The organism is Nesterenkonia sp. E16_10, assembly GCF_017347085.1.
Classification (GTDB): domain Bacteria; phylum Actinomycetota; class Actinomycetes; order Actinomycetales; family Micrococcaceae; genus Nesterenkonia.
In genome coordinates this window covers 30,221-56,341 of sequence record NZ_JADPSA010000048.1, presented here as the reverse complement: position 1 = coordinate 56,341, position 26,121 = coordinate 30,221, and the positions used below count along the sequence as shown (strand labels likewise).

Below are 26,121 nucleotides of genomic sequence, written 5' to 3'. Positions count from 1 at the left end.
TCAGCGAACCTGCGAGCCGACCAGATCGAGGAACTTCTGCTTCAGCTCGCGGGGCCGGAAGGGCTTCGTGATGTAGAGATCGGCGCCGGCGGCCTCCCCGGAGGACTGGTCCGCCACCCCGGAGCGGGCGCTGACCATGACGATGCGGCCCTCGAAGTTCGGGCGCACCCGGCGGACCACCTCGAGCCCGTCGATGTCGGGGAGTCCGACGTCCACACTGAGCAGCGCATACGTCTCGGCCTCGGCCCGGGCGACGCCCTCCTCGCCGTTGGGCACGGCATCCACCGTGAAACCGGCCTGGGTCAGCACCATCTCCAGCAGGCGACGGATATCGTCGTCGTCTTCGATGATCAGTGCGCGCGGGGTGTCCTGCATGGTGTTCCTCTCCTCGTGGCTACACCCCATCCTAAGCGAGAAAACCCCAGGTCACACGGGTGCATGACGGATCGTCCCAGCGTCTGCGGGAATTACTTCTCCTGTCGTACCGCCTCGGTGGCCTCGCCCAGGCTGGCGAAGCGCGAGGGGATGACCGCGCTCCAGGCCTCGCGCAGCTCATCCAGGCCCAGCGTGAAGCTGCCGCCCGCATAGGGACCGGCCACCTCGAGATCGCCGGAGCTGGCGTCCACCACACCGATGCGCAGCGCGGGGAAGCCCCGTGCCGAGGTCATATCGGTGAAGCGCAGCTCCTCCGACCGCGGCAGCGCGACCAGGGCGCGGGCCTGGGACTCGCTGAAGAGCGCGGTGAAGGGATCCACGCCGTCGCGCTCGCAGATGCCGTCCACCGCCACCCGCGCGCCGACCCCGAAGCGCAGCGCCATCTCGGCAAGTCCGGCGGCGAGCCCGCCCTCGGAGAGGTCGTGGGCGGCGTCGATCATGCCGTCGCGGGAGGCGTTGATCAGGATCTCGCCGAGCATCTTCTCGGCACCCAGATCCACCTTCGGCGGCAGTCCGCCCAGGTGGTCCCGGCCGCGGGCGAACTCGGAACCGTCGAGCTCATCAGCGGTGGTGCCCAGCAGGTAGATCGCCTGGCCGTCGGCCCAGCGCTCGAAGCCCGAGGGGGTGCGGCGGCCGACGTCGTCGAACTTGCCGAGCACGCCCACCACCGGGGTGGGGTGGATGGCCCGGCCCGCGGTCTGGTTGTACAGCGAGACGTTGCCGCCGGTGACCGGGACGCCGAGCTCCTGGCAGCCGTCGGCGAGGCCGCGGACGGCCTCGGCGAACTGCCACATGACCTCCGGGTCCTCGGGGGAGCCGAAGTTCAGGCAGTCCGAGACCGCCATCGGGACCGCGCCCGAGGTGGCCACGTTCCGGTAGGACTCGGCCAGCGCCAGCTGCGCCCCGGCGTAGGGGTCCAGGTAGGCATAGCGGGCGTTGGCGTCGGTGGAGAGCCCGACGCCGAGACCGGTCTCCTCGTCCACCCGGATCACGCCGGAGTCATCGGGCTGCGAGAGCGCGGTGTTGCCGCCCACGAAGCGATCGAACTGGTCGGTGATCCAGGAGACGTCCGCCATGTTCGGGCTGGTCATCAGGTCCACGACCGCGCCGCCGAGCTCCTGCGCGGTCTCGGGAAGGTTCGCGCCGGCCGCCGAGGAGCGGAAGGTGTCGGCCTGCAGCGCGTCCTGCCACTCCGGGCGGTGATAGGGCCGCTCGTAGACCGGACCGTCGTGGGCCACGGTGCGCGGGTCCACGTCGACGATGGTCTCACCGTCCCATTCGATGATCAGCCGGCCGGTGTCGGTGACCTCGCCCAGCCAGGAGTATTCGACCTCCCATTTGGCCATGACGCGCTCGAACTCCGCGGCGTTGGCCGGGGTGACCACGGCCATCATGCGTTCCTGGGACTCCGACATCAGGATCTCGCCCGGGGTCAGCGTGGGGTCGCGCAGCAGCACGTTGGTGAGCTCCACGTGCATCCCGCCCTCGCCGTTGGAGGCCAGCTCGGAGGTGGCGCAGGAGATCCCAGCGGCGCCCAGGTCCTGGATGCCCTCCACCAGCTCGGCGTGGAAGAGCTCGAGGCAGCACTCGATGAGCACCTTCTCGGCGAAGGGGTCCCCAACCTGCACGGCGGGACGCTTGGAGGGCTTGGAGTCGTCGAAGGACTCCGAGGCGAGCACCGAGGCGCCGCCGATCCCGTCGCCGCCGGTGCGTGCGCCGAAGAGCACCACCCTGTTGCCCACGCCCGAGGCGTTGGCCAGGCGGATGTCCTCATGGCGCATCACGCCCACGGCCAGCGCGTTGACCAGCGGGTTGTCCTGGTAGACGGAGTCGAAGACGACCTCCCCGCCGATGTTCGGCAGGCCCAGGGAGTTGCCGTAGCCGCCGATCCCGGAGACCACGCCGGGCAGCACCCGCTTGGTATCGGGGTGGTCGATGTCGCCCAAGCGCAGCGGGTCCATCACCGCGACCGGGCGGGCGCCCATGGAGATGATGTCGCGCACGATCCCGCCGACGCCGGTGGCGGCGCCCTGATAGGGCTCCACGAAGCTGGGGTGGTTGTGCGACTCGATCTTGAAGGTGACGGCCCAGCCGTCGCCGAGGTTGGTCACGCCGGCGTTCTCGCCGATGCCGACCATCAGGTCCTTCTTCATCTCCTCGGTGACCTTCTCGCCGAACTGACGCAGGTGGACCTTGGAGGACTTGTACGAGCAGTGCTCGGACCACATCACCGAGTACATGGCCAGCTCGGCCGCCGTCGGGCGCCGTCCCAGGATCTTCACGATCCGGTCGTACTCATCGGACTTCAGGCCGAGCGCCGCCCAGGGCAGGTCGGTGTCAGGGGTGGTGGAGGCGTGCTCCACGGTGTCGATGTTGAATTCTTTATCAGTCACGGTCGGCTCGCTCACTGGGCACCTCCGGCAAGAGATGCGATCACGGAGGTGAAGATGGTCAGTCCGTCGGTGCCGCTGCGCATCCCGGTGGCGTCATCGGGACCGTAGCCGGCTTCCACGGCGTGCTCGGGGTGCGGCATCAGGCCCACCACGTTGTGCGTCTCGTTGGTCACGCCGGCGATGCCGTTGCGTGAGCCGTTCGGGTTCTCTCCTACGTAGCGGAAGACCACGCGACCCTCGGCCTCGAGCGCCTCAAGGGTGGCCGGGTCGGCGAGGTATTGGCCGTCCTGGTTCTTCAGCGGCACGGCGATCAGCTCGTCGTCGGTGAACTGCGAGGTCCACGGGGTGGAGGTGTTCTCCACGCGCAGCACCTGGTCCCGGCAGAGGAACTTCAGGTGATCGTTCTTCACCATGGAGCCGGGCAGCAGGTGGGACTCGGTGAGCATCTGGAAGCCGTTGCAGATGCCCAGCACCGGAAGCCGGGTGCCTGAGCTGGCGGTGGCGGCGGCGATGATCTTGTTCATCATCGGCGCGAACCGGGCGATGGCGCCGGCGCGCAGGTAGTCCCCGTAGGAGAAGCCGCCGGGAAGCACGATGGCGTCCACGTTCTGCAGCGACTCATCGGCGTGCCAGAGCGGCACGGCGGTGCCGCCGCCGAGGCGGATGGCGCGGGCGGCATCGCGATCGTCGAGCGTGCCGGGGAAGGTGACGACGCCGATCCTGGCCCCGCCCAGCGGGTTCGCGGCCGGGGAGGCGTGGAAGTCCCCGATCAGAGGAGTCTCCGTGCTCATGCAGCGTCCTCGTCATCCACGCGCACGCTGATCACGTCTTCGATCACCGGGTTCGAGAGCATCTCGGCCGCGGCGGTGCGGGCACTGGCCAGGATCTGCTCGGTGATTTCACCGTCGATGGTGAGCTCGAAGCGCTTGCCCTGGCGGACGCCGGAGAAGTCGGTGAATCCCAGGTGCGGCAGCGCGGAGGCGATGGCCTTGCCCTGCGGATCAAGAATCTCTGGCTTGGGCATGACCTCGACGATGATGCGCGGCATAGGTTCTCCTGTGCGATGGTGCGGGTGGATGAGCCCGCGGGACCGCTTTCAGGTGCCGTCTCACGCGCCGCGCCGGTCCGGATCAGCACGGCTGAGGACGACGGCGGCACGCTCCGCGAGCTTGCCGGATCAGTCTACCGGGTGCCCGCGGGTGCGGGCGCTCGCGGGGGCAGGCGCTCGCGGGGGCAGGCGCCTGTGGGCGCGGGGGTTTGCGGGCGCGACTCCGGGGGTGTGCGGGCGCGACTCCGGTCGGTGGGGCGCAAACGGGTGCAATCTTCGAGGAATTCGCTCTCCCAGCACCCGTCTTCGCCCCAGGAAGGGCCGGGGAGCCGGAACAGCCCGGGGAAGCCGGGTGAGATGCTGGTGAGATGACGCAGACACCGCGATCCCAGCCTGATGCCGCCCAGCCCGATGCCGCGCCGCGCTGCCCCTGCGGATCCGGCGAGCGCTACCCCCAGTGCTGCGAACGCCTCCACCTCGGGGCACCCGCTCCCACCGCCGAGGCGCTGATGCGTTCCCGCTACACCGCGAACGCTCTGCTCAACAGCGATCCGGAACGCTTCGGCGGATTCCTGCATCGGACCTGGGCCGCCGAGACCCGCCCCGTACGCAGCGACCTCTGCGCGCCGGGCCCTCAATGGACCAGGTTGAGCATCCTGGGCACGACGGCGGGCGGTCCGTTCCACGACGTCGGGACGGTGGAATTCGTGGCCGCCTACCGGGAGGACGGAGATTCTGGGAACAGGGGCAGGCTGCATGAGCTCAGCCGGTTCCGTCGCGAGTCGGGCCAGTGGCTCTACGTGGATGGCGACGTGGGCTGAATCCCAGACGATCCTCGGGATAGGCGTCTACAGTAGGCGAAACGTCAAGGGATCCAGTGGGCAGAGGACCGGGGCATGACCATGACTCGAGTAGCAGTACTGGGAGCTTCGGGGCTGGCCGGCTCCCTGGTGATGCAAGGCCTGCCCAGCCGCGGAGCGGTGCCAGTGGGCATCAGCCGGCGCCACGGCGTGCACGTCGAAGACCTGGAGGCGCTGCGCCGCGCGCTCGAGGGTGTCGACGTCGTGGTGGACTGCCTGAATCACCAGACGATCTCCGCACGGACCGCGGTCGGGTTCTTCGGATCCGCCGCGGCGAACGTGGTGGCTGCTCTCGAGGGCACGCAGACTCGCGTGGTCTGCCTCTCGATCGTCAATGCCACCGTCCCAGGGGTCAATCGCTGGCTCGGGTACTACCGGGGCAAGGCCGCCCAAGAGAGCGTCTACCGGGCCAGCGGACTTCCGCTGAGCATCCTGCGCACCACCCAATGGTTCGAGCTTGCCGCACAGCTCCTGACCCAGACCCGGATCGCGGGCACGGCGTTCGTTCCCGGACTGCTCTCACGTCCCCTTGCGGTGCAGGAGGCTGCGGAACAGCTGGTGGAACAGGCCCTGACCCTGCAGCCCGTCGGCGTCACGGAGGTCTGCGGTCCGGAACTGGTGGATCTCGCGCGGCTGGCCCGGGAGATCAACGAACAGGATCATCTCGCCCGCCGGGTGGTGCGGATCCCGCTGGGAAGAACCCCGCTGGGCAGCGGGGCGCTGATCACACCCTCACCCACGGTGATCACCGGGACGACGGCGCAGCGGTGGCTCGCGCAGCGGGGCGCGGGGCCTTCGACCTCGGCTGCCCTGTGACGGATTCGTCGAGCAGTCGGTGGAACAAATCTCTGCGCCCTCACGTTATGCGAGGCGAAATCTTTCAGTTTTTGAAGAATCGGCCGATCGTGGGCCGAGGGACGGGATCACTATGACGCAGACGCCACTGACCATCGGAGTGCTCGGTGCAGGCCGGGTCGGCACCGCCGTGGCTCGCCAGGCCGTGCGCGCCGGTCATACCGTGAAGATCGCGACGGCCAAGCCGGCCGCGGACATCGCGCTGCTCACCGAGGTGATCGTCCCCGGCGCCGTCGCCGTGGATCGTGAGCAGCTGCGCGGCGCAGACATCATCGTGCTGGCCGTGCCGTTGCACAAGTACCGCAGCATCGATACCTCGGTGCTGCGAGATCAGGTCGTCATCGACACCATGAACTACTGGGCGCCGGTGGACGGCTTCATGGACGAGTTCGAGACCGGGACCAGCACCAGCGAGGTCATCGCGGAGTTCCTCGGCGCCGCCCGAGTCGTGAAGACGCTGAACCACATCGGCTATGGGGACCTGGAGATCGATTCCTACCCCGCCGGAGATCCGCAGCGCCGGGCGCTCGCGGTCGCCGGAGATGATGCCGCCGCGAAGGCGCTGGTCCAGGACTTCGTGGACTCCCTCGGCTACGACGCGGTGGACGCCGGACCGCTCGCGGCCGGCCGGGCGTTCGAGAACGGCACCGAGATCTTCAACGGCCGGCACGACGCCGTGCGGATGCAGGACCTGCTCAGCGAATGCGGCCGGGTGCTCTCCAACGCCTGAGCAGGTCCTTGGTCACGGTCTGATCAGGCGCTCTTGCATCCGCCTGATCAGACCTGGGCCCTCCGACGTCAGAGGGGCGCCTCGAGCTGGTCCAACACCGCGAGCAGCTTCGCTCGCAGCGCCTGTGACTCCTCGGCGAAGCCCTTCTGTGCCCGGGCGTAGGCCGCCCGGCCGGCAGGGGTCTCGATGGGAACCGGCTCGTAGCCCCAGTCGCTCAGGTCATAGGGTGAGGCGCGCATATCGAGTCGGCGAATTCGTGAGGCGAGGTCGAAGCACTCCAGCAGCAGGTCGCTGCTGACCGCGGGGATGAGCTTATAGGCCCACTTATAGAGGTCCATATTGGCATGCAGGCAGCCCGGCTGCTCCATCCGGGTCTGCGATTCCCGGGTTGGCTCCAGCACATTGAGCGGTCGCGCCGAGGGCGTGTAGAAGCGGTAGGCATCGAAATGGGTGCAGCGAATGTTCGCCGCCTCCACGACCTCGTCGGTGCCCGCGGCACCGAGGCGCAGCGGAACCTCGTCATGGCGCTGGCCGTGTTCCACCGATCTGTAGACCATGGCCCACTCATGCAGACCGAAGCAGCCCAGCTGCGCCGGTGTCGCCGCCGTCGTGCTCAACAGGCGCCGGGCGAATCCGATCATCGAGGCACGGTCCGCCCGGAAGCCCTCGACGTCGAGGGTCACTCCCGAAGGGGTGCTGCGGTAGTGCTTCCAGCCGGCCCGCTCGCTGTCCTGGGCGCCCTCGAGCAGGAATCCCACGCCGGGGTGCCAGCGCGAGAGCTTGCCGGGGGAGTGGGAGTAGTAGGTGAAGAGGAAGTCCTCCACCGGGTGCTTCGCGCCGGCATGGCGGCGTGCCAGGAAGTCCTCGGTGAGCCGGTCCACTGCAGCCTGGTGCGTGCTGGCGCGCTCACGGTGCTCGGGTTCAGGAATCACCGTCAAGCCGTGTGTTGCCTCAAAAGAAGCTGGTGTTTCGGTTACCATCGGGTATATCACTCGTACCAAGTGCGCAGGCGGCGGGGAACCCGTAAAGGGTACACCTGCCGCCTGTGTGCTTGAGTCGCCTAGTGAGACCGGGCCGTCGGCCCCTCCAGCTCCCGGCGCATGATCCAGCGCGGCCGATGTCCGCTGTGCGCGGTGGTCGGTCCGGCGACCTCGAAGCCATGGGCCGCGAAGAGCTCCGTGGTGCCGACGTAGCCGCTGATCACATCCACTCTTCTGCCCTCCTCGAGCTCCATCGGATAGCCCTCGAGCACGCTCGCCCCGTGCGCGGCGGCGTGCGCCACGGCGCCGGTGAGCAGATCATGCATCAGCCCTCGCCGTCGGAATCCAGGACGCACCACGAAGCAGACCACCGACCAGGGGTCCCGGTCATCGAGGAAGGGGATGGTCCGGGAGTTCATCAGCCGTCGGTAGCTGCTGCGCGGCGCCACCGAGCACCAGCCGGCCGGGGTGTCATCGACGAACGCGATCACCCCCGGGCCGGGCTCGGTGCGGCAGAGCTCCTCCATGAAGGCCGGCCGATCCGGATTCGCGACCCGGGAGTCGCGGTAGGACATGCACCAGCACCCCTGGCCGCCGGGCTTCTTCACCCCGACGACCTCATAGAAGTCCTCGAAGCGCCCGACGGCGGGGCGCACCTCGGAGCCCATGGCTGGGCCTAGCGGCCGGTCCCGGCGTAGACCGTGGCTTCCTCGTCGGAGTCCAGACCGAAGGCGGTGTGGATCGCGGCGACCGCGCGGTCCAGCAGCTCGACGTCGGTGATCACCGAGACCCGGATCTCGGAGGTCGAGATCAGCCCGATGTTGATGCCGGCATCGCGCAGGGCGGTGAAGAACCGTGCCGAGACGCCGGGGTGGTTGCGCATCCCGCCGCCGATGAGCGAGACCTTGCCGACCTGCGGCACGAAGTCCATGGACTCGAAGCCGATGGTGGCCTGGTGTGCGGTGAGCATCTCCTGGGCGCGTTCGCCGTCCTCACCGGGGAGCGTGAAGGAGATGTTGGTGGTCTTGGTCGCCATCGATACGTCCTGGACGATCATGTCGATGTTGATCGCACCCTCGGCGATCAGATTGAAGATCTCCGCCGCCTTGCCCGGGACGTCGGGGACGCCGGTGATGGTGAGTTTTCCTTCGGATGCGTCGTGGGAGACGCCGGAGATGATCGGCTGTTCCAAGGGTTCGCCTTCCTGAATCTTGACGGTGTCTTTCGGGTCGGGGATGACCCAGGTGCCTTCGAGCTGGCTGAACGAGGAGCGCACGTGCAGCTTCACGCCGAACCGGCGGGCGTACTCCACCGAGCGCAGGTGCAGCACCTTGGTGCCGGCGGCCGCCATCTCCAGCATCTCGTCGCTGGAGATCTCGTCGATCTTGCGGGCGGTCTTGACCACGCGTGGGTCCGCGGTGAAGACCCCGTCGACGTCGGTGTAGATCTCACAGGCGTCGGCGTGCAGCGCCGCGGCCAGGGCGACGGCGGTGGTGTCGGAGCCGCCGCGGCCCATCGTGGTGATGTCTCGGGATTCCCGGCTCATGCCCTGGAACCCTGCGACGATGCCGACGTGGCCGGCGTCGAGGGACTCCTGCACGCGCAGCGGGGAGACCTCGATGATGCGGGCCTTGCCGTGGATGGCGTCGGTGATCATGCCGGCCTGGGAACCGGTGAAGGACTGGGCGGACTCGCCCAGCTCATGGATCGCCATGGCCAGCAGCGCCATGGACATGCGCTCACCGGAGGAGAGCAGGATGTCCATCTCGCGGGAGGGCGGCGCGGCGGTGATCTGGCCTGCGAGGTCGAGCAGGTCATCGGTGGTGTCACCCATCGCGGACACGACCACCACGACCTGGTGCCCGGCGCGCTTGGTCTCGACGATCCGCCTCGCCACTCGTTTGATGCTCTCGGCGTCTGCAACGGATGATCCGCCGTACTTCTGAACGATCAGGCTCATGACAGGTTGTCTCACTCCTGGGGTTTGGATACGGGGGGAACTCAGGTCAATTCTAGAGCGGGTCAGGCGTCGCGCAGCACGGCGCTGAGGAACTGCTTGGTGCGCTCCTGGCTGGGGTCCGAGAAGATCTTCTCCGGCGCGCCCTCCTCGATCACGCGGCCGCCGTCGAACATCATCACCTTGTGGGAGACGTCTCGGGCGAAGCTCATCTCGTGGGTCACGATCAGCATGGTCACGTTGGTGGTGTCTGCGACCTTGCGCAGGATGTTGAGCACGTCCCCGACGACCTCCGGGTCCAGCGCCGAGGTGACCTCATCGAGCAGCAGGATCTCCGGATCCATGGCGAGGGCGCGAGCGATGGCGACCCGCTGCTGCTGACCACCCGAGAGGCTCAGCGGATGCTGATCGGCCTTGTCCGGCAGACCCACCTGCTCCAGCAGCGAGTGCGCCTTCGCGGTGGCCTCGGCCTTGGACTGGCCCAGCACATGGATCGGGGCCTCGATGATGTTCTCCAGCACGGTCATGTTCGGGAACAGGTTGAACTGCTGGAACACCATCCCGATCCGGGTGCGCAGCTTCTTCTGCTCCTTGGGCGAGACGGCGACGCGCCTGCCGTCCTTCTCCCGGTGGGTCAGCGGCTCGCCGTCGACGAAGATGTAGCCGCCGGTGAGCTCCTCCAGGGTCATCACCAGGCGCAGGATCGTGGTCTTGCCCGAACCGGAGGGGCCGATCAGGGTCACCCGCTCGCCGCGGCGCACGGAGAAGTTCAGGTCTTTGAGCACGATGTTGTCCCCGAAGCGCTTCTCGACATCGACGAACTCGATGACCGGGACCTCGGGTGATGTGGACGACGCCGCCTCAGCGGGCCGGATACCGACAGCGTCATTGGGCGTAGGCAAGGCGCTTCTCCAATCGGTGGATGAGAACAGCAGTGGGGTAGCTGGCTACGAGAAACAGCAGTCCAGCGATGGTGTACACCTCGGTGGTGCGGAAAACCGGGGCCCCGCGTTCACCGGCGACGGTGACCATCTCGGCCACCCCGATGACCAGCAGGAACGGGGTGTCCTTGAACATCGAAATGGCGTAGTTGCCCAGCGAAGGCACCGTGGAGCGCAGTGCCTGCGGAATCACGATCTTGCGCCAGGTGCGGGCCGCGGACATGGACAGCGCCGTGGTGGCCTCCCACTGCCCCTTGGGCACTGATTCGATGCCAGCACGGTAGACCTCGGACATATAGGTGGCGTAGTGGACCCCGAAGACGATGATCCCGATGGTGAGCGCGTCCATCCAGACGAACGCCCAGAACACGAAGATCAGCTGGACCACGATCGGAGTCATGCGGATGAAGTTCGCGAGCCAGCGGACACACCACGCAAGGGGCCTGGGCAGAAGCATGATGAGAATAGCGATGATCAGCCCCAGCACGGCTGCGACGAGTGTGCCGATGATGGTGACCAGAAGCGTGACCTCGACGAAGGCCATGAAGATGTCGGGGAATGCATCGAAGGCAAAGTCCCAGTCCCAGAAGGGGCTCTCGCGGACCTCTTCCTCGTCGATCATCGTCGGGTCGTCGATCTCGGCGGCTTGGATTCCGGACATCATCATCGGGCACCTCCTTCCGACGGGCTGCGCGGTGGCACATCTGCACCGGCGTCGCTCTTGGGTTCAGTGACGGATGCGGCGACCGGCGCATCGGGGACGATCGCCTTCGGTGCGGGGGAGAGGATCTCCCGGATCGACGGACCGCGGCCCAGCTTGTGTTTGGCCCTGGCCTCCAACGTCTGCATGAACAGAGTCAGGACCAGCGCGAGGATGAAATAGACCACCAGCCCGATGAAAGCGTGCGAGAACCAGATGTCCGTCGGCCGCCGAAGCTGGTTGAGCTCGGCGGTCAAGTCGCTCACGAAGGGCATGATGTAAGCAATCGCGCTGCCCTTGAGCAGGTGCACCCATAGGTTGGACAAGGATGGCAGCATCAGCGCCCAGGCCTGGGGAAAGATGACGCGGCGCATCTTGTGCGGCCAGGACATGGAGAGCGCAGTCGTCGCTTCCCACTGTCCGCTGGCGACCGTGGTGAGTGAGGCGCGCACCGCCTCAGCGCCATAGGCTCCGTAGTTGAGCCCCAGTGCGATCACGCCCAAGAGAAAGGTGTTGTAGACCAGGTCTCTGAAAGGCAGGTCGGGGTTCCGCATCCAGATCTGCGGCAAGACGAACATGAGCCAGAAGAGCAGCACCACGAGCGAGATGCCCCTGAAGAACTCAATGAGCACACGGGCAGGGATTCTCAGCCAGCCGTTCGGGCTGCCGGCCAGCAGTCCCAGCGCAACAGCGATCAGGAACGCCAGAATCCCTCCGAACAGGGTCAGCTGGATGGTGGTCCAGAGCCCAGCCAGCAGTCGATCGGACCAGTTGATCGCGACTTCAAAGTACTGCGGCCAGTCTTCGAAGAACTCCATAGGTTTCCCCTCAGTCAGCGAGTGATGACAGAGCTTGCGGCCGGCTCCCGAAGGCGCCGACCGCAACCAATGAACGACTTAGGGGATCAGTCCTCGAGGTACTGCTCGGTCAGTTCTGTGGGGTCCTCTTCACAGAGTTCCTCGGCCGTCAATTCACTTGGTGGCATCTCATCTTCGGTGAATCCGAACTCGCTGACCAGGTCCAGATATTCTCCGGAATCCTTCAGCTCTCCGAGGTGCTCGTTGAAATCGTCTATCAGGTCTTGGTCGTCCAGGCGGAACGCGTGGGCTCCCACCGAAAGTTCATGGGCGAAGGAGTCGGTGACCTCCAGGCCTTCGATGTCACCTGCCATCGCTTCGAGTGAGATCGCGGTGAGCGCGAAGACGTCTGCGCGGCCGCCTTCGACGAAGTCGACGCCGTCTGCGGCGCTGTCCACCGTGGAGTGCTCGACCCCGACCTCATCCATCCAGCCTGACTCCACCGCACCGCTGAGGGCGACCACGTCGAGGTCGGCGTCCGCAAGGTCCTCGAAGTTCTCGACCCCAGCGGGGTTGCCTTCCTCCAGCAGGAATGCCGTCGTGTAGACCAGCTCCGGCTCCCCGAAGGCCGCCTCGGCGCAGCGGTCGGAGTTGATCGACATGCCGGCAGAGACCACGTCCCAGTGACCGGCGCCCAGACCTGGGATCAGGCTGTCCCAGTTCGGCTCTTCCTCGATCTCGACCTCGTAGCCCATGCGCTCACCGAAGATCTCTTCAGCGACGGCGATAGTGGCGCCCGTCGGCTCACCGGTCTCTTCGTCGATCCAGGAGTAGGGCTCTTCACCGAAGAGGGAGATGGTCAGCGTTTCCCCATCCGCCGCCTCGGCCTCGCCGTTCTCGGCATCATCGTCGCCGCCCCCACAGGCGGTCAGTGCCAGCAGTGCGGCGGCGCTCACGGCGCCTGCGCGGACTGCCATGGAAGTCTTGTTCCTCATCAGTGCTTACCTCATCCTCTGGTGTGCGTCTGGTGCGAGTCAGTCCGGCACCGTGCTGAAATCAGCACAGGCCCGCCTGTAGCAACACGCTAGACCGATAAATAGGATTTGGAAACTGATTTCTCGGGGGAGGACAACTCTCGACGGCCATCAGAGGATGGTGGAATAGCCGGAAGAATCTGTGGTGGTGATCCACCCGGAGGCCTCGCTTCCCAGACGTGACTAGGACAACAGCCCGAACGAAAACTGATGGAAATACGAGTGGGGAGAAACCTGAGTATTACCTGATCACACTTGCATAACTATCTGGGTGCGCGTGCCGTGAGCAGGTCAGGACATGACCGTACGGCCCTCGAAGGCCCGCCCGAGGGTGACGTCATCGGCGTACTCCAGGTCCCCGCCGACGGGGAGCCCCGAGGCCAGTCGGGTGAGCTTGATGCCGATGGAGCCGAGCATCCGGTAGAGGTAGGTCGCCGTGGCCTCACCTTCAAGGTTCGGATCGGTGGCCACGATGACCTCGGTGATGGTGTCGTCCGAGAGTCGGCTCAGCAGCTCACGGATGTGCAGCTGGTCGGGGCCGACCCCGGCGATCGGATTGATCGAGCCGCCGAGCACGTGGTACCTCCCGCGGAAGGAGCGGGTGCGTTCGATCGCCATGACGTCCTTGGACTCCTCCACCACGCACAGCAGGCTGGGATCCCGGCGGGTGTCCTGGCAGATCCGGCAGGTGTTCTCCTCGGAGACGTTGAAGCAGATCGCGCAGAACTTGACCTTCTCCTTGACCGTGGTGATCGCGTCAGCGAGGCGCTTCATGTCCTCGCCGTCGGCCTCGAGGATGTGGAAGGCCACGCGCTGCGCCGACTTGGGGCCGATGCCGGGGAGTCGCCCGAGTTCATCGATCAGGTCTTGGACTGCGCCTTCATACACGGTGTGGACGAGCCTTCCTTCAGGGGTGGAGATCCAGTCTAACGGCGCTCACTCGTTGAGCCGGCGCTCCTCCAGCAAGGTGGCTCCGAGGTGCTTCTCGAAGGCCTTGCGGCCGAAGACGCCGGAGTGTTCCAGCGGGACGTCGTCCTCGCTGGCCACGTCCTCGGCCTCGGCCTGAGCCCAGGGCGGTGGCGCGCTCTGGTCGTAGTCGCTCGGCGGGCCGGAGTCCCATCCCGGGTCCGGCGGGGGAGCTGGCTGTGAGGGGTGGTCGGCCGGAAGCTCGGAGAGGGGAGCCGGCTGGGAGCCGCTTCCGCCGCGCTGGGCCAGGCGACGCCGGATCTCCGCGGCACGGCTCGGTGCGGCACCACCGGCCGGAGCGGCGGCACCCTCGGCCGGGCTCTGCTGGGTCGCGCCGGGCTGCTGGTCGCGCCCCTGCGGGTTACCGCGCGACGCGGCAGTGTCCGCAGGGCCGCCCTGGGGTGAGGCACCCTCGGCGGGGGCGCTCCAGCGCGGGGCAGTTCCGGCGCGGCGCGCGAAGGCTGGCACCGGGGTCTTCTCGGCCAGCGGCTTATAGCTGTCCCCGGCGTCGGGGTCCGGCCCGGCGGGGCCTGGCCCGGTGTCGGGGCCTGTCCCGGCGTCGCGCAGGTGCGCTGCCGCCTCGGGGGAGACCGCAGAGGGCGCAGATGAGCGGGATTCCGCCGCCGCCGACTGTTGCGCATCGGTGGCGTCGGGGTCCGTGGGGTCGAGATCGGTGGCATCGGGGTCGCGTGACCCTGCTGAGGTGTCCAGGTCGGCGGCGGCGTGGGATTCGGCGGGGTGTTCAGAGGGCTGGTGGGCGGGATGCTCGGGTGGCGCCTCGGTGAATCCCGGGTCGTAGGGCTCGGGCGGCTCTTCCTGGACCCAGGCCGGGGTTCCGTCCCCGGTCTGCGTCTCCGCTGGAGCGGCCGCCGGGCTCAGCCGGCGGTCAGCTTTTGGGCTGCCACCACCACCCGATGAGCCTGTGCCGCCGGTGGCCAGCTTGAACCGGACCTTCATGCCCAGAACATGCTCGATGGCGGCGTTCATCGCCTGCTCGCCGTTGCGGTTCGCGAACGTGGTCCGCGCTCCCTCGTTGGCGAAGTTCAGACTCAGCGCCTGACCGTCGAAGCTGTCCACGCTCACATTGCCCTTGACCAGCATCCAGAGCATCCGAGACTGGGACTTCAAAGAATCCACGATGTCGGGCCAGGCCCGGCGCATCATCTCGTCCGTGGATCCGCCAGCTGCGGATGCGGCGGGTGCCGCCTGTGTGGTGGATGCGGCGGGTGCCGCCTGTGCGGCTGCCGCTGCCGGTGAACCGGAGGCGTCCCGCGCGGGTGCTGGCTGCCGCTCCTCTGGCTTCGCCGCTTCTGACTGCCGTTCCTCCGGCGGCGCCGCAGGCTCGGGCGCGCTCGACTTCGGCTCGGGCTCCGGAGCTGAGGGACCCGGTTCGGAGGCCGTCGCGCTCTGTGCCGGGGCGGCCCACTTCGGGTCGGCCGGAATCTGCTGCTCGGTGCGCTGCTCGGGCTGCTGCTCAGCGCGCCCCTCGGGCACCGGGCTCGCCGCGGTCGACCTCGCGCCCGGGCCGTGGTCCGGGCTCTGGCTCGCCCCCTGGCTCGCGGCGCCCGGATCGGCTCCTGCGCCCTCGGTCTCGGCGCTGGGCGTCACGCCGGCTCCGGCGGCGAAGTCGAGCCGACGCTCCACACGTTCGAGCCGGGCGGCCACCGAGGCATGACCCTGCTCGGCGTGGGGCAGCAGCAGCCGCGCCATCAGCAGCTCGAGGTGCAGCTTCGGAGAGGTGGCGCCGACCATGTCGGTCAGCGCCTGGGCGGAGATGTCGGCCGCGCGGGAGAGCTCTGCGGAGCCGAGCTGGCCGGCCTGGGTCTGCATCGAGCGGATCTGGTCCTCCGGGACCCCGCGCAGGATCGCTCCGGGGTTCTCCGGGACCGATTTCACCACGATCAGATCACGCAGCCGCTCCAGCAGGTCCTCGACGAAGCGCCGTGGATCCTGCCCGGACTGCACGACTCGATCCACCACGGAGAAGGCGGTGGCGCCGTCGAGCGCCGCCACGGCCCCCACGACGTCGTCGAGCATGGTGGCGTGGGTGAAGCCGAGCAGCGCCGTCGCCCGGTCATAGTCCAGGGTGCGCTCGGCGGAGCCGGCGATCAGCTGATCCAGCACCGAGAGGGTGTCGCGGACCGAGCCGCCGCCGGCGCGGATCACCAGGGGCAGCACGCCCGGAGCGACGGCGACGCCCTCCTGCTCGCAGAGCCGGTGCAGATAGTCCATCAGCGGCTCGGGCGGGACCAGTCGGAACGGATAGTGGTGGGTGCGCGAGCGGATGGTCCCGATGACCTTGTCCGGCTCGGTGGTCGCGAAGATGAACTTGATGTGCTCCGGAGGCTCTTCCACGATTTTCAGCAGCGCGTTGAAGCCCGCGGCGGTGACCATATGGGCCTCATCGATGATGAAGATCTTGTAGCGGTCGCGCACCGGGGCGAAGGTCGCGCGCTCCCGCAGATCACGGGCATCATCGACGCCGCCATGGCTGGCGGCGTCGATCTCGATCACATCCAGCGAGCCGGATCCGCCCGTGGCGAGGTCCACGCAGGAGTCGCAGGCCCCGCACGGGGTCCCGGTCGGTCCCTGCGCGCAGTTCAGGCAGCGGGCCAGGATCCGGGCGGAGGTGGTCTTGCCGCAGCCGCGCGGGCCGGAGAAGAGGTAGGCGTGGGAGACCGCGTCCTTGCCCAGGGCCGTCATCAGGGGTGCTGTGACGTGCTCCTGTCCGATCACCTCGGCAAAGGAGTCGGGACGATAACGGCGGTACAGGGCGGTGCTCACAGTCTGAAACCTTATCTGCTTGCTAGGACATGCGCATGCGGTCGGTGCCCTGGTCTGTGTCGGACCGGTCACGGGCGGCGAGCCGGGCGGCCACGCGGCGATTGCCCGGGACGACGTAGAGCCACCTGGTCCAGGGACGCAGCCAGACCACGAACACGCTCAGCAGCAGACCGCCCACGGTGCAGGCCGCGACGTGGAGCACCGGGTCCACGCCGATCTCGCTGAGTCCACGGTGGATCAGGATGATGATTGGGAAGTGGCAGACATAGACCACGATCGAGCTGCGCCCGACCCACTGCAGGAAGCTGTTGAACCGGCCTGCGGGTATCCGGGGAGCCACCCAGAGGATCACCGCGATGCCGATCACCGCGGTGGGCACGGCGTACAGGCTGCCCGCGCGGAACTCACGGCTCTCCAGCCCGTGGTCCGCCAGCAGCGCCATCAGCACTGCCAGTGCCGCGATCAGCGGCCAGGGGGCCCTGGCCCAGCGCTGCAGGATCCACACGCAGGCTGCGCCGAGGAAGAAGAAGGCCCCGTAGTAGAGGGTCCGGGTGACTAGCGCATCGTCGATCTGGGTGAAGTGCCGGGTGATCACCATGACCAGGAACACGACGACGCCGAGCGCGCTCAGCAGCCGTGGCCGGGGCAGCAGCGGCTTGAGCAGCATTCCGGCGAGATAGCAGAGGGTCAGCGCCATCAGGAACCAGAGGTAGTCCCCGCCCAGCCAGTACCGCAGTTCACCGGGCCCGCCGTGATAGATCAGCACGCCGAATCCGACGAGCCAGACCATCAGCGGCCAGACGATGCTGGCGAACTTCCCCCAGAGGTAGATGACGGTCGATTTCGCGAGCGAGCGCGGCAGCAGCGTCCCGGAGAGGAACATCAGCAGCGGCATCCGGAACGGCTCGAGATAGAGGTTGAGTCGGATCCACTGATCCACCGCGATCCCGTTGGCCCGCGGGATGTCGGAGCCGTGGAGCACCACGACCAGCAGCACCGCGACGCCGCGCAGCAGATCCATCCATCGCATGCGGGGCGGGGAGTCGGGGCGGGGCTGGGGCATGGGCCTGAGGGTCGTTCTCTCGGGAGGGACTGGGTGCAGATCGCCGTGAAGCGGAGCTGGATTCACTGTAACGGACAGCGTTCTCACTGATCACCTGACTGACCAACCGTTCGGTCATTAATTCTGATACATTGACTCCCATGCCCGTGACCTGGGTCACAGGACAGGCGGCACGAATCACTCGCACGTCACCTCGACGTGTCCAGCCTTGGGAGCAGATATGAGCCAGACCACCTATCTCAGCAGCGAGGGGCACGACCTGACCCGCGAAGAGAAAAAGGTCCTTGCGGGAACCCTCGTCGGCACCACCATCGAGTGGTACGACTTCTTCATCTACGCGCAGGCGGCCGGCTTCGTGCTGGCGGTGCTGTACTTCGAGCCGCTGGGCGAGGACAACGCCGCCCTGGCGCAGATCGTGGCCTGGGCCTCGGTCGGCATCTCCTTCCTCTTCCGCCCGCTCGGCGCGATCCTGGCCGGCATGGTCGGCGATCGCTACGGCCGCAAGGTGGTCCTGGTGATCACGCTGATGGGCATGGGTGGAGCCACCGTGCTGATCGGCCTGCTGCCCACCTACGCGAGCTGGGGCGTCATGGCCCCGGTCCTGCTCATCGTGCTGCGCGTGCTGCAGGGCCTCTCGGCCGGCGGTGAATGGGGCGGCGCGGCACTGCTCGCCGTCGAACACGCTCCCCGGCACAAGCGCGGCCTCTTCGGCGCCTACCCGCAGATCGGCGTCCCGCTGGGCATGCTGCTCGCCACCGGCTTCATGTTCGCGCTCAATGCCATGACCACCGAGGAACAGTTCCTCGAATGGGGCTGGCGGGTCCCGTTCCTCTTCTCCTTCGTGCTGATCATCGTGGGCTTCCTGATCCGACTTAAGGTCGACGAGTCCCCGGTCTTCGTCGAGATGAAGGCCCGCAAGAAGGAATCCTCGGCACCGCTCAAGGAGCTGGTGACCACGCACAAGAAGTACACCTTCCTCGCTGCGCTGATCTTCGCGGCGAACAACGCCGCGGGCTATCTGGTGATCGCCTTCTTCGCCGCCTATGGCGTGAACACGCTGGGCATGGACCGCAACGACACCTTGATCGCCTCGCTGATCGGCGGCGTGGGCTGGTTCATCTTCACGCTCTTCGGCGGGTACATCTCAGACCGCATCGGACGGGTCAAGACGTTCCAGATCGGCTACGGCATCATCATCGTCTGGGCGATCCCGATGTGGTTCCTGCTCGACACCGCCTCGCTGCCGCTGTTCGCACTGGCGATCTTCATCCTCACCATCGGGCTCGGGCCCTCCTATGGTCCGCAGTCGGCGCTCTACGCCGAGATGTTCCCGGTCAACATCCGCTTCTCCGGGGTGTCCATCGGCTATGCGCTGGGCTCGATCATCGGCGGCGCCTTCGCGGCCACCATCGCCCAGACAATCCTGAACACCACCGGGCAGTCCTGGCTGATCGGGCTCTACATCGCGATTCTGGCGATCATCTCCTTCATCGCCGTCTCGATGGTGCCGAAGAAGCTCCAGGGCATCAATCTCAACGACGACAGTGAGCGCGAAGAACTCTCGGTGACCACCGGGGCTCGCTGACCTGCAGACGCGTGGGCCGGGAGCAGGATAATCTCTGTTCCACGCTGCGGAATCGAGGGACGCCCTGCAGCGCCCGAGGCATCGCACCACCCGCACCAGAAGAATCACGCACCAGAAGCACCACCCGCACCAGAAGAATCACGCACAGCACCACACCGGTGAACCCCACCGGTGGGTGACGCACCAAGATGAGGAGCAGCTATGCGATCACGCAGCACAACCATGAGGCTCTCGGCGGCTCTCGCCGCCACTGCCCTGATGCTCACCGCCTGCGGCGGCGACACCGAGGGTGAAGACACCGAGGGCGAGGCCGGCGAAGAAGGCGGCAGCTACTCGATCGGCATCACCCAGATCGTCTCCCACCCGTCACTGGACGAGGCCCGCGACGGGTTCAAGGCAGCCTTCGAGGACGCCGGGGTCGAGGTGGAGTGGGACGAGCAGAACGCCCAGGGCGAGCAGGCCACGGCCAGCAACATCGCTGGCACCTTCGCGACCTCGGACCTGGACCTGGTCCATGCCATCGCCACCCCCACCGCACAGGCCGCGGCACAGGCAGTCACCGACAAGCCGATCGTGTTCTCCGCGGTCACCGACCCCGAGGAAGCCGGTCTGGTGGACTCCTGGGAGGAGCCCGGCGGCAACATCACCGGAGCCTCGGACCTGAACCCGGTGATGGAGCAGTTCGAGCTGCTCCAGGAGATCGCCCCCGACGCCGAGACCGTGGGCATCGTCTACTCCTCCGGTGAGACCAACTCCGCCGTGCAGGTGGAGCTCGCCCAGGAGGCCGCCGACGAGCTGGGCCTGGAGATCCAGGAGGCGACCATCTCGAACTCCTCCGAGGTCCAGCAGGGCGTGGAGTCCCTCGACGTCGACGCGATCTGGGTCCCGACCGACAACGCCGTCGTCTCGGCCCTGGAGTCCGTGCTGCAGTACGGCCAGCAGAACTCGATCCCGGTGATCGCCTCCGAGGGTGACTCCGTGATCCGCGGATCGGTGGCCACCTACGGCATCAACTACGGCGACCTCGGCCGCCAGGCCGGGGAGATGGCGCTGCGCATCCTGCAGGACGACGAGGACCCTGCGTCCATGGCGGTCGAGACCCAGGAGACCCTGGAGCTGATCGTCAACCCCGAGGCCGCTGAGGCCATGGGCGTCGAGCTCGACCAGGAGCTGCTCGACAGGGCTGACACCGTCGTCGGCGAGGACGTCGAGGCCGAGGACCCCGCTGAGGCCGATGAGGCTGAGGGTGACGAGGACGCTGAAGAGGACGCCGAAGAGGAGGAGTGACCCGCACCGGGTGACTCCGCTCGATCACTGAGGGCCGCACCAGGCGGCCACCACGGCCGCTTCATGCGGCTATCACCGCCAGATGACCACCAGGCCGGGCGCCGGGACAGCCGCACCAGGCTGCACCGGCGCCCGCCGCCTGAGTGGACGTGGACCCGCCGACGACCGATGATCCGGTCGCGACGACAAATGAGGACACATGATCACAGCATTCGAGCTCGGGCTGATCTACGCGATCATGGCCCTGGGCGTGTACCTGACCTTCAGGATCCTGAACTTCCCCGACCTGACCGTGGACGGGTCCTTCACCTCCGGTGCCGCGACGGCGGCGATCCTGATCACCAACGAGGTGGACCCCTTCCTGGCCACCGCCGCCGCCTTCGTGGTCGGCAGCCTCGCCGGGATGATCACCGGCCTGCTGCACACCAAGGGCAACATCAACGGGCTGCTGGCCGGCATCCTGACCATGATCGGGCTCTACTCGATCAACCTGCGGATCATGGACGGGGCGAACGTGCCCCTGCTGGGCCAGGACACCGTGATCTCCATGATGCGCGGCTTCACCGGCGTGGGCTGGACCTCGGTGGCCGTGCTGGCCGCGGTCGCGCTGATCTTCAAGCTGATCATGGACTGGTACCTGCAGACCGACAACGGGCTGGCGCTGCGTGCCACCGGCGACAACGAACAGATGATCAGCTCCTTCGCGGTCAGCACCGATCGGCAGAAGATCATCGGGCTGATGCTCTCCAACGGACTGGTCGGCATCGCCGGCGCCGTCGTCGCCCAGCACCAGGGCTTCGCCGACATCGGCATGGGCATCGGCCTGATCCTGGTGGGGCTGGCCTCGGTGATCGTGGGCCAGGCCATCTTCGGCAGCCGCACCGTCATCCAAGCGACCCTCGCGGTGATCCTGGGAGCGGTGGTCTACCGCCTGGCGATCCAGCTGGCGCTCAACGTGGGGCTCAACCCGAACGACATGAAGCTGATGTCTGCCGTGCTGGTGGTCGCGGCGCTGCTGCTGCCGCAGTGGAAGGGCTTCTCGAAGCTCAGTCTGCGCCGCAGGAGCAGCTCCCCGCTGGCTGAAGCCGCTGCACCGCTGACCACCTCGGATGCCCATCTGTCCAAGACCTCCTCCGAGAAGGGAGCCTGACATGTTGAACATCGACTCAGTCTCCAAGACGTTCTTCCCGCACACCGTCAACGAGCGCCGCGCTTTGGTGGAGGTGAATCTGGAGCTGAAGGAGGGGGACTTCGTCACCGTCATCGGCTCCAACGGCGCGGGCAAATCCACGCTGCTCAACACCGTGGCCGGCCGGATCCACCAGGACACCGGCGTGGTCTCCCTCGACGGCACCGACGTCAGCAGGCTCAAGGAGCACCAGCGGGCGGCCAAGGTCGGCCGGGTCTTCCAGGACCCGATGGCCGGCACCGCGCCGAACCTCAGCATCGAGGAGAACCTCTCCCTGGCCGACCGTCGGGGTCGTCCGCGCGGGCTCTCCCGCGGGGTCACCAAGGCCAAGCGGGAGCGCTTTGCCGAGGCGCTGAAACAGCTGGAGCTGGGCCTGGAGGGGCGGCTGAAGACCAAGGTCGGGCTGCTCTCGGGGGGTCAGCGCCAGGCGCTGAGCCTGCTCATGGCCACCTACTCGGACCCTCGGGTGCTGCTGCTCGACGAGCACACCGCGGCCCTGGACCCGCAGCGAGCCGAGCTGGTGACCCGGCTGACCCGCAGCGTGGTCGAGGACAAGGGACTGACCACGCTGATGGTCACGCACAACATGGTCCAGGCGCTTGAGGTCGGCAACCGGCTGATCATGATGCACGAGGGCCGGATCATCCTCGACGTCGGCGCCGAGCAGAAGGCGAAGATGACCCCGCAGGACCTGCTCGCCGAGTTCGGCAAGCTCAAGGGTGCCGTGGTGGACGACAAGACGCTGCTGCAGTAATTCCGCCGCAGTAGTCCCGCCGCAGCAATCCTGTCCACGCAGGCCCGTCGCATCGCGCCCTGGCCCGAAGTCGCCGGCTACTCGGGCCAGGGTGAGCTGCGGATGACCTCGACGAAGTCTCCGCGCTCGAAGCCGGGCAGGAAGTGCGCGAGCACATCGGCCTTGACATTGCCGAAGGTGGTCTCCGGGCGGTCCTTGAGTCCCTCGGTGAACGCCGCGAGGATCTGGTTCTTGAAGTCCGGCCGCGGGTGAGCCGCGAGGACGGCGGCCCGCTGCGCCTCGGTGATCGCGTCATAGTCCAGGCCCAACACGTCGAGCTCCACCCCGCGGGTCACCAGCGCGACCTCCGGGTCCATGTGCAGCGGGATCTCCGGGGTGGTGTGCAGCGCGATGCCGTTCCACACCTTCGCCGCCTCCGCGGCGGGAATCCCGTGGGCCAGCAGGAACCGGCGGGCCTCATCGGCGGCGTCGATCTCGAAGCGCTGGTCGGTGCGCCGGTAGGTCTCGGTGAGCCCGAGATCGTGGAACATCGCGCCGACGTAGAGCAGCTCCAGGTCCGCCGCGAGGCCCAGCTCCGCGCCGCGCAGCGCGCCGAAGAGGAAGACCCTGCGGGAGTGGTGGAAGATCAGCGGGGCGGCCACCTCGCGGACCAGCTCGGTCGCCTCGCGCGCCATCGGGGAGTCGGGAATGGTGATGCCTGCAATCATTTCGCTCATGGGCCCAGTGTGGACCAGGCCACGGTCCGATCGGGGGACCTCGCTGTGATTGACCGCACAGTGCACACATGGAAGAGTACAGGTGAACGATCGGTCAGTTATTCCTGTGAAAGGCGCACGACGTGGCGACCAGCCCTGTATATCTCGTCTCCGGCACCCGCACTCCCGTCGGCCGCTACGGCGGCGCCCTGTCCTCGGTCCGACCCGATGACCTCGCCGCCCTGGTGGTGCGCCAGGTGATCGAGGAATCCGGCATCGACCCGGCTCAGGTCGACGAGGTGATCCTCGGCAACGCCAACGGCGCAGGGGAGGAGAACCGCAACGTCGCCCGGATGGCCTGGCTGCTGGCCGGCTTCCCGGACACCGTCCCAGGCATCACGGTGAACCGGCTGTGCGCCTCAGGGATGAGCGCGATCTCCCAGGCCCAGCACATGATCGCCGCCGGCGCCGCGGACATCGTGGTCGCCGGGGGAGTCGAGTCCATGTCGCGCGCCCCCTGGGTGATGGCCAAGCCCACCACCGCCTTCGGCAAGCCGGGGGAGGTGGTCGACACCTCCATCGGCTGGCGGTTCACGAATCCTGAGTTCCAAGCCATCGAGAAGCGCACCTTCTCCATGCCCGAGACCGCCGAGGAGGTGGCCCGGGTCGAGAACGTCACCCGGGAGGACGCCGACGCCTTCGCCGCCGAGTCTCAGCGCCGCGCTCTCGCCGCCATCGACGCCGGCCGCCTGGCCCGGGAGATCACCCCGGTCCAGGTCCACGGTCGCAAGGGTGCGATCACCGTGGTGGACACCGACGAGGGCCCGCGCCGCGGCGTCACCGCCGAGTCCCTGGCCGGGCTGCGCCCCGTCGTCGCCGGAGGCTCGGTGGTCACCGCGGGCAATGCCTCCTCGCTCAACGACGGCGCCTCCGCGGTGATCGTCGCCTCCGAGGCGGCGGTGGAGAAGTATGGGCTCACCCCGCGGGCCCGCATCGCCGGCGGGGCCAGCGCCGGTCTGGCCCCGGAGATCATGGGCATGGGCCCGGTGCCCGCCACGAACAAGGCGCTGGCACGCGCCGGCTGGAGCATCGAGGACCTCGGCGCGGTGGAGCTCAACGAGGCCTTCGCCACCCAGTCCCTGGCCAGCATGCGCCGGCTCGGTCTGGACCCTGAGATCGTCAACGCCGACGGCGGAGCGATCGCCCTGGGCCACCCGCTGGGCTCCTCCGGCTGCCGGATCGTGCTGACCCTGGCCCGCCGAATGGAGGACGAAGGCGTGTCCCGCGGACTGGCCACCATGTGCGTGGGCGTCGGCCAAGGCTCCGCGCTGCTGCTGGAAAGGGTTTGAGCCCATGAGCGCCCCCGATCCAGTCCTGCTCGACGCCGCAAACTTCACCACGCTGCAGATCACCGAGACCTCCGACCGGCTGCACGCCCAGTTGAACCGGCCCGAGGTGCGCAACGCCATCGACGCCACGATGATCACCGAGCTGCACGCGGTCTGCGCCCACCTGGAGCACCATCCCAAGCTGCTGATCCTCTCGGGCACCGAATCCGGCGGCAAGGGCATCTTCGCCTCCGGCGCCGACATCGGCCAGCTCCGAGAGCGACGCCGCGCAGACGCGCTGCGCGGCGTCAACTCCACCGCCTTCGAACGCCTGGCCAAGCTGCCCATGCCGGTGATCGCCGCCCTGGACGGCTATGCCCTCGGCGGCGGGGCAGAACTCGCCTGGGCCGCTGACTTCCGGCTCGGCACCCCCGAGGTGAAGATCGGGCAGCCCGAGACCGGACTGGGCATCATCCCGGCCGCCGGAGCGCTCTGGCGGCTGCGTGAGCTCGCCGGGGAGGGCATCGCCAAGGAGATCCTGCTCGCCGGGCGAATCCTCGATGCCCAAGAGTCCCTGACCCACGGCCTGCTCAACGCGATCCACCCCGCGGACGGACTGCTCGACGCCGCCCATGCGCTCGCGGATCGGATCGCCAAGCAGGACCCGCTGGCGGTCCGGATCAGCAAGCAGGTCTTCTCCATGCCGCGCGAGGCCCACCCGCAGATCGACAACCTCGCCCAGGCGATCCTGTTCGAGTCCGAGGCCAAGTTCGAGCGGATGCAGGCCTTCCTGGACCGCCGCGAGGCCAAGGCCGCCGCGAAGCCAGAACCCACCTCAGGAGAGAACCGATGAACACCCCCAGCGCAGCAGCCCAGTCCCTCCCCGCCGTCGTGGGCGTGCTCGGCGGCGGCCGGATGGGCGCCGGGATCGCCCACGCCTTCCTGGTCGCCGGAGCCGAAGAGGTCGTCGTCGTCGATGTCTCGGCGCAAGCGGCGCAGACCGCCGCGGCCCGGATCACCAAGGACCTTGAGGCCTCGCTGAGCCGCGGAAAGATCGACGGCGAGCTGGCCACCTGGACCGACCGGCTCACCGCCACCGCCGAGGTCACCGCGTTCGCGCGCTGCGGGCTGGTGATCGAAGCCGTGCCCGAGGACCTGGACCTGAAGGTCGAGTCGCTGCGCCGGGCGGAGTCCCAGCTCGCACCCGAGGCCTGGCTGGCCACGAACACCTCCTCGCTGTCCATCAGCACGCTCGCCGGGCACCTGCAGCGGCCCGAGCGGTTCGCCGGACTGCACTTCTTCAATCCGGTGCCCGCCTCGAAGCTGGTGGAGGTGGTGCTCGCCGAGCGCACCGGCGAGGAGCTCGCCGCGCTGGCCCCGCTCTGGGTCGAGGCCCTGGGTAAGACGCCGGTGGTGGTCAAGGATGCGCCCGGCTTCGCCTCCTCGCGATTGGGTGTGGCCATCGGGCTCGAGGCCATCCGGATGGTCGAAGAAGGCGTGGCGGCCCCGGCCGACATCGACAACGCCATGGTGCTCGGCTATAAGTTCCCGATCGGGCCGCTGGCGCTGACCGACATCGTCGGCCTGGACGTGCGGCTGGGGATCGCGGAGTACCTGGAGTCCCAGCTGGGGGAGCGCTTCGCCCCGCCGCAGCTGATGCGCGAGATGGTCGCCCGCGGCGAACTGGGGAAGAAGTCCGGCAAGGGCTTCTACGACTACCCCGAGGCCTGAGCCGGCCCT

Annotated in this window: 25 protein-coding genes; 10 read left to right on the top strand and 15 right to left on the bottom strand. The window is 67.8% G+C overall.

From position 1 onward, the window contains the following. The 4 genes from I2487_RS14485 to purS form a co-directional block, all read right to left on the bottom strand. Positions 1 to 375 (bottom strand): response regulator transcription factor, encoded by a 375-nt coding sequence (locus tag I2487_RS14485; RefSeq protein WP_207170409.1) that lies wholly within the window; start codon positions 373 to 375, stop codon positions 1 to 3. Between the two features lie 92 nt (positions 376 to 467). Continuing rightward, positions 468 to 2,828, bottom strand: coding sequence for a phosphoribosylformylglycinamidine synthase subunit PurL (gene purL, locus I2487_RS14480; protein ID WP_207170410.1), 2,361 nt, complete (start codon positions 2,826 to 2,828; stop codon positions 468 to 470). An 11-nt stretch (positions 2,829 to 2,839) separates the two neighbouring features. Continuing rightward, positions 2,840 to 3,619, bottom strand: a complete 780-nt coding sequence (gene purQ, locus I2487_RS14475) for a phosphoribosylformylglycinamidine synthase subunit PurQ (protein WP_207170411.1) — start codon at positions 3,617 to 3,619, stop codon at positions 2,840 to 2,842. Continuing rightward, the gene (gene purS / locus I2487_RS14470) at positions 3,616 to 3,876 is read right to left on the bottom strand and encodes a phosphoribosylformylglycinamidine synthase subunit PurS (RefSeq protein WP_207170412.1); all 261 of its coding nucleotides are present in this window, start codon (positions 3,874 to 3,876) and stop codon (positions 3,616 to 3,618) included. Before purS ends, purQ begins: the two co-directional genes overlap by 4 nt. Positions 3,877 to 4,244: 368 nt before the next feature. On the opposite strand from purS, the gene I2487_RS14465 reads away from it, so the two are divergent. The 3 genes from I2487_RS14465 to I2487_RS14455 all read left to right on the top strand — a co-directional run bounded on the left by I2487_RS14465 (position 4,245) and on the right by I2487_RS14455 (position 6,321). After that, the gene (locus tag I2487_RS14465; protein ID WP_207170413.1) at positions 4,245 to 4,697 is read left to right on the top strand and encodes a YchJ family protein; all 453 of its coding nucleotides are present in this window, start codon (positions 4,245 to 4,247) and stop codon (positions 4,695 to 4,697) included. Between the two features lie 75 nt (positions 4,698 to 4,772). Then, on the top strand, positions 4,773 to 5,552 hold the full coding sequence (locus I2487_RS14460) for an SDR family oxidoreductase (RefSeq protein ID WP_207170414.1): 780 nt from the start codon (positions 4,773 to 4,775) through the stop codon (positions 5,550 to 5,552). Between the two features lie 19 nt (positions 5,553 to 5,571). Continuing rightward, a complete protein-coding gene (locus tag I2487_RS14455) occupies positions 5,572 to 6,321 on the top strand; it encodes an NADPH-dependent F420 reductase (protein WP_518523731.1) in 750 nt (249 codons plus the stop codon). 68 nt (positions 6,322 to 6,389) lie between these two features. Here I2487_RS14455 and I2487_RS14450 read toward each other — a convergent pair whose 3' ends face one another. From I2487_RS14450 to I2487_RS14405, 10 genes are all read right to left on the bottom strand, one after another. Beyond that, positions 6,390 to 7,253 (bottom strand): 3-methyladenine DNA glycosylase, encoded by an 864-nt coding sequence (locus I2487_RS14450; protein ID WP_207170416.1) that lies wholly within the window; start codon positions 7,251 to 7,253, stop codon positions 6,390 to 6,392. A gap of 128 nt (positions 7,254 to 7,381) precedes the next feature. Continuing rightward, positions 7,382 to 7,969 (bottom strand): GNAT family N-acetyltransferase, encoded by a 588-nt coding sequence (locus I2487_RS14445; protein ID WP_207170417.1) that lies wholly within the window; start codon positions 7,967 to 7,969, stop codon positions 7,382 to 7,384. A gap of 8 nt (positions 7,970 to 7,977) precedes the next feature. Next, positions 7,978 to 9,261: an aspartate kinase gene (locus I2487_RS14440; protein WP_207170418.1), complete on the bottom strand. Its 1,284-nt coding sequence runs from the start codon at positions 9,259 to 9,261 to the stop codon at positions 7,978 to 7,980. Between the two features lie 62 nt (positions 9,262 to 9,323). Then, entirely contained in the window at positions 9,324 to 10,160 is an 837-nt protein-coding gene (ehuA, locus tag I2487_RS14435) for an ectoine/hydroxyectoine ABC transporter ATP-binding protein EhuA (protein WP_218624184.1), read from the bottom strand. Next, complete coding sequence (locus I2487_RS14430) at positions 10,144 to 10,821, bottom strand: amino acid ABC transporter permease (RefSeq protein WP_207170426.1); 678 nt, start codon at positions 10,819 to 10,821, stop codon at positions 10,144 to 10,146. Before I2487_RS14430 ends, ehuA begins: the two co-directional genes overlap by 17 nt. 41 nt (positions 10,822 to 10,862) lie before the next feature. Next, the gene (locus tag I2487_RS14425; RefSeq protein WP_207170419.1) at positions 10,863 to 11,717 is read right to left on the bottom strand and encodes an amino acid ABC transporter permease; all 855 of its coding nucleotides are present in this window, start codon (positions 11,715 to 11,717) and stop codon (positions 10,863 to 10,865) included. Between the two features lie 86 nt (positions 11,718 to 11,803). Beyond that, positions 11,804 to 12,673, bottom strand: coding sequence for a transporter substrate-binding domain-containing protein (locus tag I2487_RS14420; RefSeq protein ID WP_207170420.1), 870 nt, complete (start codon positions 12,671 to 12,673; stop codon positions 11,804 to 11,806). A gap of 348 nt (positions 12,674 to 13,021) precedes the next feature. After that, on the bottom strand, positions 13,022 to 13,618 hold the full coding sequence (recR, locus tag I2487_RS14415; protein WP_207170421.1) for a recombination mediator RecR: 597 nt from the start codon (positions 13,616 to 13,618) through the stop codon (positions 13,022 to 13,024). Between the two features lie 48 nt (positions 13,619 to 13,666). Further along, on the bottom strand, positions 13,667 to 16,480 hold the full coding sequence (locus I2487_RS14410) for a DNA polymerase III subunit gamma and tau (RefSeq protein WP_207173071.1): 2,814 nt from the start codon (positions 16,478 to 16,480) through the stop codon (positions 13,667 to 13,669). Positions 16,481 to 16,502: 22 nt separating this feature from the next. Next, complete coding sequence (locus tag I2487_RS14405) at positions 16,503 to 17,543, bottom strand: acyltransferase family protein (protein WP_207170428.1); 1,041 nt, start codon at positions 17,541 to 17,543, stop codon at positions 16,503 to 16,505. A 220-nt stretch (positions 17,544 to 17,763) separates the two neighbouring features. On the opposite strand from I2487_RS14405, the gene I2487_RS14400 reads away from it, so the two are divergent. The 4 genes from I2487_RS14400 (at position 17,764) to I2487_RS14385 (ending at position 22,358) form a co-directional block, all read left to right on the top strand. Continuing rightward, positions 17,764 to 19,128, top strand: coding sequence for an MFS transporter (locus I2487_RS14400; RefSeq protein WP_207170429.1), 1,365 nt, complete (start codon positions 17,764 to 17,766; stop codon positions 19,126 to 19,128). A 201-nt stretch (positions 19,129 to 19,329) separates the two neighbouring features. Continuing rightward, positions 19,330 to 20,415, top strand: a complete 1,086-nt coding sequence (locus I2487_RS14395) for an ABC transporter substrate-binding protein (RefSeq protein WP_207170430.1) — start codon at positions 19,330 to 19,332, stop codon at positions 20,413 to 20,415. A 199-nt stretch (positions 20,416 to 20,614) separates the two neighbouring features. After that, positions 20,615 to 21,565 (top strand): ABC transporter permease, encoded by a 951-nt coding sequence (locus tag I2487_RS14390; protein WP_207170431.1) that lies wholly within the window; start codon positions 20,615 to 20,617, stop codon positions 21,563 to 21,565. 1 nt (position 21,566) lies between these two features. Next, a complete protein-coding gene (locus I2487_RS14385; RefSeq protein WP_207170432.1) occupies positions 21,567 to 22,358 on the top strand; it encodes an ABC transporter ATP-binding protein in 792 nt (263 codons plus the stop codon). A 77-nt stretch (positions 22,359 to 22,435) separates the two neighbouring features. Here the strand turns inward: I2487_RS14385 and I2487_RS14380 are convergent, their stop codons facing one another. Continuing rightward, complete coding sequence (locus I2487_RS14380) at positions 22,436 to 23,074, bottom strand: HD domain-containing protein (protein WP_207170433.1); 639 nt, start codon at positions 23,072 to 23,074, stop codon at positions 22,436 to 22,438. 122 nt (positions 23,075 to 23,196) lie between these two features. Here I2487_RS14380 and I2487_RS14375 point away from each other — a divergent pair, with 122 nt between their 5' ends. From I2487_RS14375 to I2487_RS14365, 3 genes are read left to right on the top strand one after another with little or no spacing between them, the layout of a single operon-like run. Beyond that, positions 23,197 to 24,402: an acetyl-CoA C-acyltransferase gene (locus I2487_RS14375; RefSeq protein WP_207170434.1), complete on the top strand. Its 1,206-nt coding sequence runs from the start codon at positions 23,197 to 23,199 to the stop codon at positions 24,400 to 24,402. Positions 24,403 to 24,406: 4 nt separating this feature from the next. Beyond that, positions 24,407 to 25,234, top strand: a complete 828-nt coding sequence (locus I2487_RS14370; RefSeq protein ID WP_207170435.1) for an enoyl-CoA hydratase/isomerase family protein — start codon at positions 24,407 to 24,409, stop codon at positions 25,232 to 25,234. Continuing rightward, on the top strand, positions 25,231 to 26,112 hold the full coding sequence (locus I2487_RS14365; protein WP_207170436.1) for a 3-hydroxyacyl-CoA dehydrogenase family protein: 882 nt from the start codon (positions 25,231 to 25,233) through the stop codon (positions 26,110 to 26,112). Before I2487_RS14370 ends, I2487_RS14365 begins: the two co-directional genes overlap by 4 nt. The last annotated feature ends 9 nt before the right edge of the window (positions 26,113 to 26,121 follow it).